The sequence below is a fragment of the Novipirellula artificiosorum genome (assembly GCF_007860135.1).
Classification (GTDB): domain Bacteria; phylum Planctomycetota; class Planctomycetia; order Pirellulales; family Pirellulaceae; genus Novipirellula_A; species Novipirellula_A artificiosorum.
The window spans coordinates 160718-174429 of the sequence record NZ_SJPV01000007.1 but is presented as its reverse complement, the minus strand read 5'-3'; the positions used below and the strand labels follow the sequence as shown (position 1 = coordinate 174429).

Here is a 13712-nt window from a genome sequence, read left to right as displayed (position 1 = left end):
TCGTGACAAATATGGGAAAGAAATCAAAGCGTTATCGCGCGGCGCTCGAAAAGCAGCCCGCCAATCCTTTGCCTCTCGGTGAGGCGGTTGACGCACTCAAAAAATACGATTCGACTAAATTCGATCAGACGGTCGAAGTTCACATGCGTTTGGGTGTTGACCCGAACCAGGCGGATCAAATTATCCGTGGCAGCATTGTGCTTCCCAACGGCATCGGCAAGACGCAACGCGTCGTCGTTTTTGCCAAAGGTGACGCTGCCAAGGCCGCGGAAGAAGCCGGAGCCGACGTCGTCGGACAGGATGACCTGGCCAAGAAAATCAAAGACGGCTGGACCGACTTTGACGTCTGTATCGCGGCCCCCGACATGATGGGACTGGTCGGCCCTCTTGGACGTGTTCTCGGACCTCGCGGCTTGATGCCGAGTCCTCGTGCGGGAACGGTGACGCCCGACGTTGCGAAAGTCGTCAGCGAATATAAGGCGGGCAAGGTCGAGTTTCGTAACGACAAGGGTGGCAACGTCCACGCCATGGTCGGCAAACTCAGTTTCGAATCGACTAAGTTAACCGAGAACATTGCCGCGTTCCTTTCCTTCGTTAACGGAATGAAGCCTCAATCGGTCAAGGGCACTTATGTCAAAGGCGTTGCGATCTGTGCGACGATGAGCCCAAGTGTGAGGATCGCGTTGTAGCGCTCGCGTGGTCCCCAGAAAGTATTGTTAGGTAACAATGCTTTTATCAAAGAATGCCAAAGAAGCAATCGATCACACCTAAGTGAACCCAAACGATGAGTAAATACGTCAAAGAATTGGTAACTCGCGATATCAAGCGTGAGCTGGACGGGGTCGAAGACGCCGTGCTGGTCAGCTATGTCGGGATGGATGCCAATACTACCAATGAACTTCGCGGCGAATTGGATGCGAAAGATATTCGCATCCTTGTCGTCAAAAATTCTCTCGCACGTCGAGCGACCGAGGGGTCGTCTCTGGCACCTGCCTTTGAGGGCACTCAAGGTCAGGTTGCGGTTTGCTGGGGAGCGACGGACTTCGTCTCCCTCGTCAAAGAGCTGGTCCGTCTTGACAAAGACACCGCCAAGTTCGAGAGCTTCTCCGCCAATGGCGGCGTCATGGATGGCGAAAAGCTTGACGCTGACAAATTGAAGGAAGTCAGCAAATGGCCAAGCCGTGAAGAACAGATTTCGCTGCTGGTGGGTCAAATCCTTGGTCCTGGAGCCCAGTTGTCCGCCGCATTGCTCGGCCCGGGTAAGAAGCTCAACAGTCAAATCAAGAAAGTTTCAGAAGGCGACGAGTAGTTGCTCTTTTGTTAGTCATTCCCGTAACAAATCACCAACTGTTTTTGAGGTATTAGAAATGTCCGAAGAAGGCACTGCAGTCGCAGAATTTAGCGCCGATGCGAAAGAACTAGGCGACAAGATCGCTAACATGACCCTAAAGCAAGCAAAAGAGCTTAGCGACTACCTGAAGGATGTGCATGGCATCGAGCCTGCTGCAGGTGGCGGTGTCATGATGGCTCCTGCGGCTGGCGAGGGCGGCGCTGCTGCTGTCGAAGAGCAAACCGAATTTGACGTCGTTTTGACCGGTTTTGGCGACAAGAAGCTGAATGTCGTCAAGGTCGTCAAGAACCTGACGGGCGCTTCGCTGATGGAAGCCAAGAAGATGGTCGAAAGCTGCCCCGCGACTTTGAAAGAAGGCGTGTCGAAAGAAGACGCCGAAAAGGTCAAAGCCGAAGTCGAAGAAGCGGGCGGAACCGTCGAACTGAAGTAGTTCGATTGCTCTCAGCGCGTGAACATGAATCAAGCGAAAGCTCTGGCGAGGTCCCTTGCCAGGGCTTTTGTTCGTTACCGTTTTTCGCTGCAGGACCATGTTTGAATCGCCTTGCGATACAACTCGGTCCCATGGTCGAGTTGCTTGATGCTTATCCATTCGTCCGTCGTGTGCGCTTGCGCGATATCACCCGGCCCACACACCAACAATTGACGCAGTTCCGTGAATTGGCCCCCGTCGGTCGAATAGCATACCGTTCGCGGTTGGCAGTGCGCGAGTGCGGACATGGTTTGGATGCAGGGTGCTTCGGCGTCCACCCATACCGGCTCGCCTCCGCCGAACCGCGTGAACTCCAATCCCAAGGATGTCGCAAAGTCTTTCGCTTCGACGATCAAGTCTTCACCGTTGATCTCTGGCATCATTCGCAAGCTGACCCAGGCTTCGCTCAGCGGCGTAGTAACGTTGATCGCAGTGCCGTGGTCGGTGAACCCAAAGTTCCACGATAATGTCGGCGGATCGAATCGGTGGTCGTGGTATCGTGCATCGCTGAGGGTTCGAGCATTCAGCTCGGCGATTTTCTGCAACATGGGAACCATCGCCACGTTGGCGTTGATCCCGTCCGCGGTGCTGCTGTGGGCAGCGCGACCGTAACTGCGGATCCGAAAACCGACGATCCCTTTGTGGGCATGGACAACGCCCAATTCGGTGGGTTCGCCGATAATGGCAACGGGCTGTGCAGCCACGATTTCACGGTACGCGGCCGATAGGCGGACCAAATGCTTCGCCCCATCGAATCCGACCTCTTCGTCCGCCGTACAAAGGATCCAGATTGGAAGCGATTGGCTTTCCGTAGGAATTTGTGAAACCGCCGCTAGCATCGCAGCTAAGGATCCCTTCATGTCACAGGTGCCCCGACCATAGACCCGATCATCCTGAATCACTGCTTGAAACGGATCACCGCCCGGCCCCGACCACCGCATCGCCGGAACCACATCGGTGTGACAGCAATAGGCAAGTCCACCATCGGTACAGCCGTCTGGCGGCAATCGCTTACCAACCAAATTCGCCTTTTCGATCCCCGCTGGATCGCGGTACGTTGTGATCTCGACATCGAAGCCCAGCGTTTGAAGCTGCGCCGCAACAAAACCAGTCAAGGCAACGTTACTGCTCGAACTGACCGATGGATAGGCGACCAGTGGCTTTAGTAGCTCGATTGCAGGTGACATCGCTGATTGCTGTTCGCAGAGAGTTCATTAAGGGACCAACCAAAACGCTCCGGTCATCACGGCCGCCTGAGTCAACCCACCACGCACGCTGATCGGCACGGGCGGTTTGATCCACGGGGCACAGTTGCCTGGGCGGTAATACCCCAGTGCGTATTGGCATTCATGCGGAGAATGCACTCCCATCTTATACGGCAATACCGCGATGTTTACAAAAAAGTGTGCCGAAGATACCACGGGCTCCCACAGCGGACCGTGAGTGTGACCGTATCGCTCCAAGTTGACATCTTCGAAGTACAGCGGTTTGTGGCACAAATTCGATGCCGCCCAAGTCATGGTCATTGGCTGCCAGGATCGCGGTGTGTAGACAACTTGTTCGATCAAGCATTCCTTGGGCAGCCCCCAATTCTCGGAAATGTATGCCAAGTCGGGTTCGCTCAGCTCGTTGATCGGGACCTCCTCGGTCGTACCATAGCTGGTTGTGATCACGGCTTTCTCGTAGGCCAAGTCGACCAACCGGCCCTTGGCAAGCGAACGACCGTCAATCGAACGCCACTGACGATCGATTTGGCCCTCGTCAAAATCAGCCTTCGACTTCTGGTACTCCGCCTCGCTGATTAAGTCTGGCCGAAACGGAGGACTGATGTCGAGCGAGACTTTGTCGATGGTTTGCGCCGCAATGCGGTCGCGAAAATCGTCGCAGGTCAATCCCATATCGGGCTTTAACTGGTCTTCACCGCTACCGTAAATGCCTGCACCCTCCGAGTCGGCACCGCCGGCTGCCATTCGCTCGTCATCACGGACTTGATTCCGATCGCGAACCGAATCCCACGGATTCTCGTAGGGTTCCGGACGGTCCGAAGCCGAGCCGGATGGTTCATCTCGTGGATCGGGAAGAGTTTCCAGCCCCTGCTCGCGGCCTCGCGGCTTGGGGGGCTGTTCACGCATCATGTCGCCTAGCGAAGGCCCATCTTCAATGGGCTTGGGCAACGGTTGAAGTTGCGTTGGCGGTGACAAGTTGCCACCGATACCGCTGCGCAACTCGTTCATGGATCGTTGTTCGGTCGCCCGCGCCGGATCCGCGATGCCTTGGTTTGGATTCAGCGAAGGGGCCACTTGACGCCCGCTGCTACCTTCGCCGAACGGGTTGTTGAAAAAATCGGTCTCACCACGCATTGATCCTTGTGGACCGACCGGCAAGGCTGTGTTTGGCGGATTCCCTGAAGCTGCGGGCGCTGGCAATTGAAAACCGTCGCTCTGCTGAGGCTGCGTCCAGGCAGTCTGAGCCACCGGGCCACTGGCAACCACCAATTGCTTTTCCGCGTAAGCCACCGGCGCGACACGCGGCTTTCGAATCAACGCGTCGGATTCGGATGAAGTACCCGCATCTGCGAACGGATCTCGGCCGGCCAAGACGTGATCGACCGAATCGCTCTTTGGCGACGTTAGATTGCCGCTTCTTCGCCACTTCAAATCCCAACCGTCGTGTTGTGGATCGTGTTGCTGCGTTGCTCGGGCAGCCGATTCGAAACCCATTTTGGGGACGGGCCGAAGCGCAGGTGGCTGTTGCCCCCACGCAGCCGATGGTTTCGTCAGACCGCAGAAACTAGTCCCTGCGATCAGCAAAACCATGCCAATCCTAGAGCGTTTCGCCAGACTGCACTTCTGGACTGTAATTCGGTGATTCTTGGGTAATCGCAATGTCATGCGGGTGGTTCTCCCTAACCGTCGCTGCCGAAACGCGAATAAACTTCGCATCCCGACGCAATTCGTCTATCGTCCGTGTTCCGACATATCCCATTCCCGCTCGTAATCCGCCCACCAATTGGTAAACGTAATCGCTGAGCGGACCTTTGAACGGTACGCGGCCTTCGACACCTTCGGGAACAAGCTTGTCCGTCGGAGTGCCTTTTTGCCGATACCGATCACTACTTCCTTTTCCCATCGCGCCGATCGATCCCATCCCGCGGTAAGACTTAAAGGTCCGTCCTTGGTACAAAATCATCTTGCCAGGGCTTTCGGTCAGTCCGGCAAACAAACTGCCGATCATCACCGTGCTGGCCCCGGCCGCAATGGCCTTGGTTACATCACCGCTAAAGCGAATCCCGCCGTCTGCGATGATGGGTATGTTTCGTTCCTCGGCGACCTTGACCGCTTCAAGGATCGCTGTGATCTGAGGAACACCGACGCCGCTGATCACTCGCGTGGTACAAATCGATCCAGGTCCGATGCCAACTTTGACAGCATCGGCACCTGCCTCGATCAGTTCACGCGTCGCTTCGCCCGTGGCGACATTTCCCGCCACGACATCAATGTCCCATTCACTTTGCTGTTTAATTTCTCGGACGGTTTCAATCACATTCCGACTGTGCCCGTGAGCCGAGTCGACCACCAACAAATCGACGCCTTGTCGAATCAAGCTTTCTGCTCGATCAAAATCGCCGACTCCGATCGCCGCTCCGACCCGCAATCGCCCTTGTGGGTCTTTGCAAGCACGTGGGAAGCGCTTCATCATGTCGATGTCACGAATCGTTATTAACCCCGTCAGTCTTCTATCTTCGTCAATCAGGAGAAGTTTCTCGATCCTTTTTGCCGTTAAAATCTTCTCAGCTTCCTCAAGCGTTACATTCCCTACAGCTGTCACAAGGTTTTCATGAGTCATGACCTCGGAAACGGGGAGATCTGGGTCTTCTAGGAAGCGAAGGTCACGCCGGGTCAAAATCCCCGCAAGTGTCCGATCTGCCTGGACGATCGGGATCCCTGAAACGTTTGCCTGGTCCATCAATTCCGCAGCTCGGCCCACTTTTTCTTCGGGCGGCAGTGTCACCGGGTCCACGATAATGCCGTTCGCCGACCGTTTGACCTTCAGCACCTGCTGAGTCTGGCTACGGGGGGATAAATTCTTGTGGACGATCCCAATCCCCCCCTCCTTGGCGAGAGCGATCGCCATCTCCGATTCGGTGACGGTATCCATGGGCGAGGAAAGAAGGGGGATTTGCAGCGTGATGCGGTTGGTCAACCGACTGGTGACGTCGACCTCGCTCGGCACCACTTCGCTGAATCGCGGGAGCAGCAACACGTCGTCAAAGGTCACCCCCATCATCCCAAGTTTATCGTCCATTATTCGCCTCACCTATCAATCGTGGCTGCGGAGCCAGTGCGTTGAGTCTGGAAAAGCCAGCAATTATGCCCGAGCGAGGCGGTTTAGAGTAGCCGGGACGCTAATCCTTTTCGGCGCGAAGGACCGAAACGAATGCTTTTTGCGGGATGTTGACGCTGCCGAACTGTTTCATCTTCGCTTTACCTTTCTTCTGTTTTTCCAGCAGTTTTTTCTTTCGCGTCACGTCGCCGCCATAGAGTTTTGCGGTGACGTCTTTGCGAAACGGCTGAATCGTCGCCCGAGCGATGATGGTGCCGCCAATCGCCCCTTGGATGGGGATTTTGAACTGGTGACGCGGAATCGCTTCCGCAAGCTGCTCGCAGTAGTGCAAAGCGCGCGTTCGCGCTTTATCACGATGGACGAGGTAGGCAAGTGCATCGATCGGTTCTTTGTTGACAAGAATATCAACCTTGACCACATCGGTCTTTCGATACTCAATCGGCACGTAGTCGAAGGATCCGTAGCCACGGGTGATCATCTTGAGTTTTCCGTAAAAGTCGAAAAGGACTTCACCCAGCGGCATTTCGCTTGTCACTTCCACCCGTCCCGCCGACAAATAATTCATCGTCTGGCTTTCCGAGCGATGTTCGCGACACAACTCCATCACCGGCCCCACGTATTCCTCCGGCGTCAAGATCGAGGCACGGATGTACGGTTCGGTGGACGAGTCGACGTTGGTCGGATCGGGCCAGTAGCTTGGGTTATCCACATCGATCGTCGTGCCATCTTTGAGTGACAACTTGTACTTCACCGAAGGAGCCGAGATGACCAAGCCGAGATCGAATTCGCGTTCCAACCGTTCTTGGATCACATCAAGATGCAGCAGCCCGAGAAATCCACATCGAAAGCCAAACCCGAGCGCCGCGGAGCTGTCTTTTTCGTAAGTCAACGCCGCATCATTGATCGATAGCTTTTCGAGCGCCTTGGTCAAATCTTGATACTCATCGGTGCTCATGGGGTAGACCGACGAAAAGACGACTTGCTTCGCCGGTTGATAGCCGGGAATGGGTTCGGTGGCTGGATGGTCGAGCAGGGTGATCGTATCACCGATCTCGATATCTTGGACGCTCTTGACCCCCGCGACGATGTAACCCACCTCCCCAGCGACCAATCGATCTTTGGGATTCAATTTGAATTGGTTGTAGCCCAACTCATCCACTTTGTACTCACGTTCCGCATGCATGAACCGTATCGTATCGCGAGGCTTTAACGTGCCATCCATGACGCGGACTTGCAAAATCACCCCTCGATACTTGTCAAAGTGAGCGTCAAAGACCAAGGCTTTCAGCGGAGCGTTCGGGTCACCTTGAGGACAAGGCAGATGTTTGACGATCCCCTCCAGCACGTTCTCGATCCCTTCGCCTGTCTTGGCCGAAACCGGAATCGCGGCAAACGGATCCAGGCCCAAATCGGCATCAATTTCTTCACGCACTCGCTCGACATCCGCAGCGGGCAAGTCAATTTTGTTGATGACGGGCACGAGTTCGAGATCATACTCCATCGCCAAGTACAGGTTGGCCACCGTTTGGGCCTCGACCCCTTGGGATGCATCAACCACCATCAAGGCTCCCTCGCATGCCATCAACGAACGCCGAACCTCATGAGAAAAATCGACATGGCCGGGTGTATCAATCAGATTCAACTGGTAGTCTTTTCCATCCGCAGCACGGTAGAAAAGCGTCACGGTATTGCTTTTGATGGTGATGCCCCGTTCACGCTCGATCTCCATCGAATCGAGCATCTGATCATGGAACTCGCGCTGTGTCACACCCCCGCATGCTTGGATCAACCGATCGGCCAGCGTCGATTTGCCATGGTCGATGTGGGCGATAATGCAAAAATTCCGGATCTGTTTCATACCTAAATATCTTGTCAAAAATGAGTTGGACCTGCTCGGCTCGAGATTCTAGTGAAAGACACCGGTAACCAACAGGGTTTCGAATCATGTTCGAACTTCGCTGCACCGTTCGCCGCTGCTCGGAACGTCTTGAGCGGCGTGACCATTCGCTGACTTGCGCCTCGGGACATCATTTTGACCAGGCCAAGGAAGGGTATTGGAACTTGCTGCAACCTCAAGACCGCAAGTCGAAGAATCCTGGGGATTCCGATACCGCGGTCTTAGCCCGGCATCGCTGGCTTGCACGCGGGTACGCGTCGGGGCTGATCGAATCGATCCAGCCTTGGGTTGAGCGAACAACCCAGCGGGATGCCGAGCCCCCCCCCCGAACGCTCGATCTTGGTTGCGGCGAAGGCTCCTTTGGACCGGCACTCTTTTCGAAGGAATCCGCCGGGTATTGCGGGATCGACCTTTCCAAACGGGCCATCAAGCTTGCCGCAAGGCGTTGGCCAGCGGGAACTTGGGTCTTGGCCAATGCCGATCGATGTTTGCCCACCTCCGACCGGTCGGTCGATCGTGTGGTTTCGCTTTTTGGACGTCGTCCCGCCTCGGAAATCAGTCGGGTGCTCTGCCCCAACGGTTTTTGCATCGTTGCCGTACCCGCAGAAGATGACTTGATCGAACTCCGTCAACAGGTACAGAAAGCCGGCCATCGCCGCAGTCGTTGGGAGCGGGTTGCAGAGGAAATGGCCGAGGCTGGGTTAGAACTCGCCGAGCACAAGCGTTGGGAACACCGCGCCGAATTGCTGCCGGATGCGATTGCCGACGCACTGGCGATGACGTACCGCGGCGCTCGGCATTCCCAGCAGAATAGCCTTGAATCGATGACCGCAACGGAGGTGACGATGTCAGCCGACCTCCTCCTTTTACGGCACGTTTAGAGATCCACGCGGTTTTGGATTGGCTCTATTGACGCTAAGTCCCTGCGATTTCTATACTTCGGTGGCTCAAATGTCTGAAAGTCCAGCCCCGTAAAGACGAATCGATGAAAAGCGAACGCCGCCACGAACTTCAAGAAAACATCCTTGCCAACCATCTTGGCAACATTAATCGGGCGATCGAGCCCTATTCGCGACAAATTGCGATTGCCGTCGTGCTGTTGGCCGTCGCGGCGATTTGGTATTCGCTGTACAGCAGCAAGGTTTCGGGGCGGCGAAGTGATGCTACATTGAAGCTGATTCAGGAGTCCGAGACACAGGATCCCGAAGCACTGGCCACCGTTGGAACCCAGTATCCCGGCGCCCCTGCCGCCTCTTGGGCCGACCTTTACCGTGGCAGCGCTTTGTTGGCTCAGGGAACCCGGACGCTGTTTCTGAATCGGTCCGATGCGGAAACTCAGCTCAGCGACGCGAAGACTGCATTCGAAAGCGCGCTCAGCAATGGCAAAGACAAGTTGCTGAAGTCGCGAGCTCACTATGGCATCGCACGATCCGCCGAAGCGATGGGAAGCATCGAGGAAGCGATTGCCGCTTATGAAGATTGCATCAAAGTCGGTGAAAGCGAAGAGATGGCGAAGGCCTGCCAAGATCGGATCACCGCCTTGAATGATCCGGACACGACGAAGTTCATGGCGTGGTTTGCCGACCAGGATTTCACGCCTGCCGACCCTTCGTTGCCACCTTCATTGCCCAGCGGATCGAGTTTGCCCGATTTGCCGGACCTCAATCTGCCGGATCTTGATCTCGGGGAAACCAGCGACGAAGCACCCGTGGGTGGCCTTGATATGCCCGCCGGTAGCGAACAGGCCGACGTAACCGACGAGACGGCGGCCAACGCCGCTGAGGAAACCAGCGCCGCTGAAGAAACCGGCGCCGTTGAGGAAGCTAGCGCCGTAGAAGAAACGGACGATGTCGAAGAAACCAGCGCCGCAGAAGAGGTTAGCGATGCTGAAGAAACCGATGCAAGTGAATCTCGCCCCGAGGCGGAAACGACGGCCCCGGATCCCTCGTGAGGAATGAACACGACCGCAGTGAGGTCACCGATCGCGTCGTTGAGGGAGATGAGCTCGACGATAGCTTGAACGTTGACTCCGCTGCGCCTTCGAATCTTGTGGAGCCTGTGTTTCGTGACATCGTCGTTCCCGACTCTGCCGCTGGCCAACGGATCGACCTGTTTTTGACACAGGCGTCGGATGGATTTAGTCGCAGCCAAATCACGCATGCGATCCAAGCGGAAGGTGCCACCTTAGATGGCCGTACCGTTCGGCCGAGTATCAAATTGAAAGCGGGCCAGCGGATTCGGTTTCGAGTGCCGGAGCCGGTTTCCGACGATACGATCGGCGAAAATATCCCGTTAGACGTTTTGTACGAAGACGATGGCTTTGTCGTCGTGAACAAGGCGGCGGGGATGGTGGTTCATCCGGCTCGAGGCAATTGGACTGGAACACTGACCAGCGCATTGGCTTTTCGTTTTCAATCGCTTTCCGATGTGGGGGGCCCAACGCGGCCAGGCATTGTTCATCGGTTGGACCGAGACACGAGCGGCGTGATCGTCGTGGCCAAGACGAATGCGGTCCATATGCACCTTTCCAACCAATTCGCTGATCGCACCGTTGAGAAAGAGTATTTTGCGATCACCGCCGGACGGCTGGACCGCGATCGTGACATCATTGATGCACCGATTGGCCGACATCCGTATCAACGCGATAAAATGGCGATTCGCGAAAGCCACAGCACCAGCAAGCCGGCGTCAACGTTTTACGAGGTGATCGCACGGCGAGGTCGGTTCACTCAGGTTCGCGTGACGCCCAAGACCGGTCGCACTCATCAAATCCGCGTCCATCTTAGCCACATTGGAAGCCCCATTTTGTGTGATCGGCTGTATGCCGGACATGCCGAGGTGACCGCTGGCATGTTGACGGGCTTGCACGATGCGTCCGCAGCACAGGTTCTTCTTCAGCGGCAAGCACTCCACGCGCGCCGCTTGACGCTCGAACATCCGCAGAGTGGTAAACGAATGACCTTCGAAGCGCCCCTACCCGACGAGATCCAACGCGTGATCGAGTGTCTCGAATCGCTAGCTTAGAACGACAAAGAGGGAGACGAAACCATCATGAAGCATTTGTTCGCCGTTGCATTCCTCGTAACGTTTTCTTGCCTGGATACGATTCATGGTCGTGCCGAGAGTCATGCAACCGTTCCGCCCGAATTGAGTCAGCTTCGTGACCGAGTGATCGCTGCCTACGAGAAAGGTGACATGGAAGCGGTCGTCGATGATCTGGCCGACGACTGTGTGCTCACCTGGCAGACGGGTGATCGCTTCGTCACCCGTCAAGAAGTGTTGACGGGCCACTTGAAAATGATTGCAGAGGAACAAACAAACACAAAACAGGAATCAAGTGATGTCCGGGTTGATGGAATGACCCTCACGTCCGACGATCAAACCGCCATCGCCTATGGAACACTGGTGGACCGTTTTTCGCTCCGAGACCATTCGATACTCGCCTTTCCAAGTCAATGGACGGCAACCGTGACGATGACCGATGGGAAATGGAAACTCGCGAGTGTTCACGTTTCGTCCAATGTCTTTGACAATCCCGTTTTGAACAAAGCCCGTGCATCGCTTGCGACTGCGATCATGGTGGCGGGCATTGGAGGCATCGTTTTGGGCTTCGTCTGCGGCCGATTGGTTGCCAGGCAGCGTCAAATCAGGGAGTCGTAGTCGCTAGCCCTTTGTTTTGAAGGATCCTCCATGAGTCGACTCTTTGCTGGTACGCCGTTCGACATTCCGCCGACCTGCGATCGATGCGGACTTCCCGAGCAGGACTGCCATTGCCCGCCCCCCGAGAAACAATACCTTGCACCCGCCAAGCAAACCGCGAAAGTTTTCACCGAACATCGCAAGCACAAGCGTGCGATGACGATTGTCAAAGGACTTGATCCCGAGGAATCGGATCTCCGAGCGCTACTTACAAAACTACAATCGGGCTGCGGAGCAGGGGGATCGATCCAGCAAGATCGGATCGAAATCCAAGGCGACCATTTGACTCGAGTCAAAGCGAAATTGGCCGAACTGGGGTACCGAGTGCGGTGAGATCCATGGGACCTCGGATCGAGCGGGAAAACGGTGGCTCGAAACGCGGACCGAAACGAACATTGCTCCATGCGCCCCGCTCCTATTCGCTTTTTCCTCCTCAGCGACGTCAAATCGCAATTGACTCAGCGCCCTGACGCGAGGCGGATCATGCCATACCATAGAGATGTCAACCTCTACGCTCCTCGAATGGCTAAACCGGATGTCCAGCCGAAAACATGACGCTCTACAGTGGATCGCCGCTGAAACGGCGCCGCTGATGTTTTGGCTATCGCTGACTTTCCTGGTCTTTCAATCGATCCTGGTCGTGCTCTGGGTTGACGTCCCCAATCTGCGAGAGAACTTAGCGATTGAGGACATGCAGCTCGGAGAGGCGGCCACCCACGATCTGTTGTTGATGTCCGTTGCGGATGGTTCGTCGGAATCGATCGAGATGTTCGCCATTTATGGCATGCTGTTGATCTGGCCGATCGTGATCGCCGAATCCATTTTGCATTGGTTGACGCGGCCGTGGAACCGCGAAACGCGGTCCTTCCACTTCTACTCGCTATTGTTCTGCATCTGTCCGTCGCTACGGATGTGTGCGCGCAGCCTAAGAATGGGGAAGCGAATTTGGCTGCCCGAACTGGGGTGGCGAAAAGCGGACGCCCGCATGCGGCGACGTCTCGAACGTCGGCTCAGCATGCCGATGATTGGAATCGCGATGCTGATCATGCCTGTGTTGTTGGTCGAGCTGTTTATGAAAACACAGGTCGCGGACTACCGATGGTTACGATTTGCATTGCACTTCTCGACAGGGTTCATCTGGTTCTGCTTCGCAGCCGAATTCATCTTGATGGTGTCGATCGCGGAAAAGAAGCTGGCCTACTGCAAGACCCACTGGATTGATCTGGCGATTATTTTTTTGCCACTGGTCTCCTTCTTGAGGTCGCTACGACTATTGCGGGCGACAGGCATTACGAAAATGCTGCGTCTTTCGCAATTAAACCAAGTCGCGCGTGTCTATCGGCTCCGTGGCACCGCATTGAAGGCGCTTCGGGCACTCGTGCTGATCGATTTCCTTGAACGCGTGATCTCGCCCGCACCAGAAAAATCGTTGCTTAGGCTGCGTCTTCAGCTCGCTGAACTTGAGAGGGAGGCGAAGCGTGTCCGCAGGAAAATCACGAAACTCGAGCGTGAGTCTCGCGAATCTTGTGATGAAAACGTTGAATCACTTTAACGTGAACACAATCGTGGGGTCGATCGGGTAGCGGCCGAATCGTTCGCCATAGATCGCCAATCCCCAGGGGAACGGCACCATGATTTCCTCGGTGAACTCCGCATCATCGGATTGCCAGTTCGACTTCATGCCCGAATTCTCTTTGTCAAACCGAAACTGCCAGGTCCCATTCAGGTTTTGCCAATCGGAGCGCTCGAAATCCGGCCGTGGGTGCTCGGGCAAAGGGATCGTCTGGGCCAACGTTTGCATCGAAAAACAAAGTGCTGTTAGCAGAACTGCGACGAGCAGGGACGCAGATTTTGGATGGAGCATGACGGCCGGTCCTGATGGGAGGGATGGGTGGGAGTGGTGGCGTACAACCACACGCCATGCTAACGCACGCTGAGATTCTTTGCCAGCA

At 55.6% G+C, this 13712-nt stretch carries 14 protein-coding genes; 9 read left to right on the top strand and 5 right to left on the bottom strand.

All coding sequences use genetic code 11. The features are described 5' to 3' along the window. The first annotated feature begins 11 nt into the window (after positions 1–11). The 3 genes from rplA (at position 12) to rplL (ending at position 1781) form a co-directional block, all read left to right on the top strand. Positions 12–689 carry a 50S ribosomal protein L1 gene (rplA, locus tag Poly41_RS19440; RefSeq protein WP_146528398.1) on the top strand — a complete coding sequence of 226 codons (678 nt, stop codon included), beginning with the start codon at positions 12–14 and terminating at the stop codon, positions 687–689. A 95-nt stretch (positions 690–784) separates the two neighbouring features. Beyond that, the gene (rplJ, locus tag Poly41_RS19435; RefSeq protein ID WP_146528397.1) at positions 785–1309 is read left to right on the top strand and encodes a 50S ribosomal protein L10; all 525 of its coding nucleotides are present in this window, start codon (positions 785–787) and stop codon (positions 1307–1309) included. Positions 1310–1367: 58 nt separating this feature from the next. Next, positions 1368–1781, top strand: a complete 414-nt coding sequence (rplL, locus tag Poly41_RS19430) for a 50S ribosomal protein L7/L12 (RefSeq protein WP_146528396.1) — start codon at positions 1368–1370, stop codon at positions 1779–1781. A gap of 74 nt (positions 1782–1855) precedes the next feature. Here the strand turns inward: rplL and Poly41_RS19425 are convergent, their stop codons facing one another. The 4 genes from Poly41_RS19425 to lepA all read right to left on the bottom strand — a co-directional run bounded on the left by Poly41_RS19425 (position 1856) and on the right by lepA (position 8022). Continuing rightward, the gene (locus tag Poly41_RS19425; protein WP_146528395.1) at positions 1856–3007 is read right to left on the bottom strand and encodes a M20 family metallopeptidase; all 1152 of its coding nucleotides are present in this window, start codon (positions 3005–3007) and stop codon (positions 1856–1858) included. A 27-nt stretch (positions 3008–3034) separates the two neighbouring features. Continuing rightward, positions 3035–4636, bottom strand: coding sequence for a hypothetical protein (locus Poly41_RS19420; RefSeq protein WP_146528394.1), 1602 nt, complete (start codon positions 4634–4636; stop codon positions 3035–3037). 7 nt (positions 4637–4643) lie between these two features. After that, the gene (gene guaB, locus Poly41_RS19415; protein ID WP_146528583.1) at positions 4644–6128 is read right to left on the bottom strand and encodes an IMP dehydrogenase; all 1485 of its coding nucleotides are present in this window, start codon (positions 6126–6128) and stop codon (positions 4644–4646) included. Between the two features lie 97 nt (positions 6129–6225). After that, complete coding sequence (gene lepA / locus Poly41_RS19410; RefSeq protein WP_146528393.1) at positions 6226–8022, bottom strand: translation elongation factor 4; 1797 nt, start codon at positions 8020–8022, stop codon at positions 6226–6228. Between the two features lie 86 nt (positions 8023–8108). Here lepA and Poly41_RS19405 point away from each other — a divergent pair, with 86 nt between their 5' ends. From Poly41_RS19405 to Poly41_RS19380, 6 genes are all read left to right on the top strand, one after another. Beyond that, entirely contained in the window at positions 8109–8942 is an 834-nt protein-coding gene (locus Poly41_RS19405; protein ID WP_146528392.1) for a putative RNA methyltransferase, read from the top strand. Between the two features lie 104 nt (positions 8943–9046). Next, a complete protein-coding gene (locus Poly41_RS19400) occupies positions 9047–10012 on the top strand; it encodes a YfgM family protein (RefSeq protein WP_146528391.1) in 966 nt (321 codons plus the stop codon). Between the two features lie 107 nt (positions 10013–10119). Next, the gene (locus Poly41_RS19395; protein WP_146528582.1) at positions 10120–11085 is read left to right on the top strand and encodes an RluA family pseudouridine synthase; all 966 of its coding nucleotides are present in this window, start codon (positions 10120–10122) and stop codon (positions 11083–11085) included. Positions 11086–11112: 27 nt separating this feature from the next. Further along, on the top strand, positions 11113–11721 hold the full coding sequence (locus Poly41_RS19390; RefSeq protein ID WP_146528390.1) for a YybH family protein: 609 nt from the start codon (positions 11113–11115) through the stop codon (positions 11719–11721). 30 nt (positions 11722–11751) lie between these two features. Further along, the gene (locus Poly41_RS19385) at positions 11752–12093 is read left to right on the top strand and encodes an SUI1 family translation initiation factor (protein ID WP_146528389.1); all 342 of its coding nucleotides are present in this window, start codon (positions 11752–11754) and stop codon (positions 12091–12093) included. A gap of 202 nt (positions 12094–12295) precedes the next feature. Then, on the top strand, positions 12296–13312 hold the full coding sequence (locus tag Poly41_RS19380; protein ID WP_146528388.1) for a potassium channel protein: 1017 nt from the start codon (positions 12296–12298) through the stop codon (positions 13310–13312). Here Poly41_RS19380 and Poly41_RS19375 read toward each other — a convergent pair. Then, positions 13304–13624 carry a hypothetical protein gene (locus Poly41_RS19375; protein WP_146528387.1) on the bottom strand — a complete coding sequence of 107 codons (321 nt, stop codon included), beginning with the start codon at positions 13622–13624 and terminating at the stop codon, positions 13304–13306. The genes Poly41_RS19380 and Poly41_RS19375 overlap by 9 nt on opposite strands. Positions 13625–13712 lie beyond the last annotated feature (88 nt).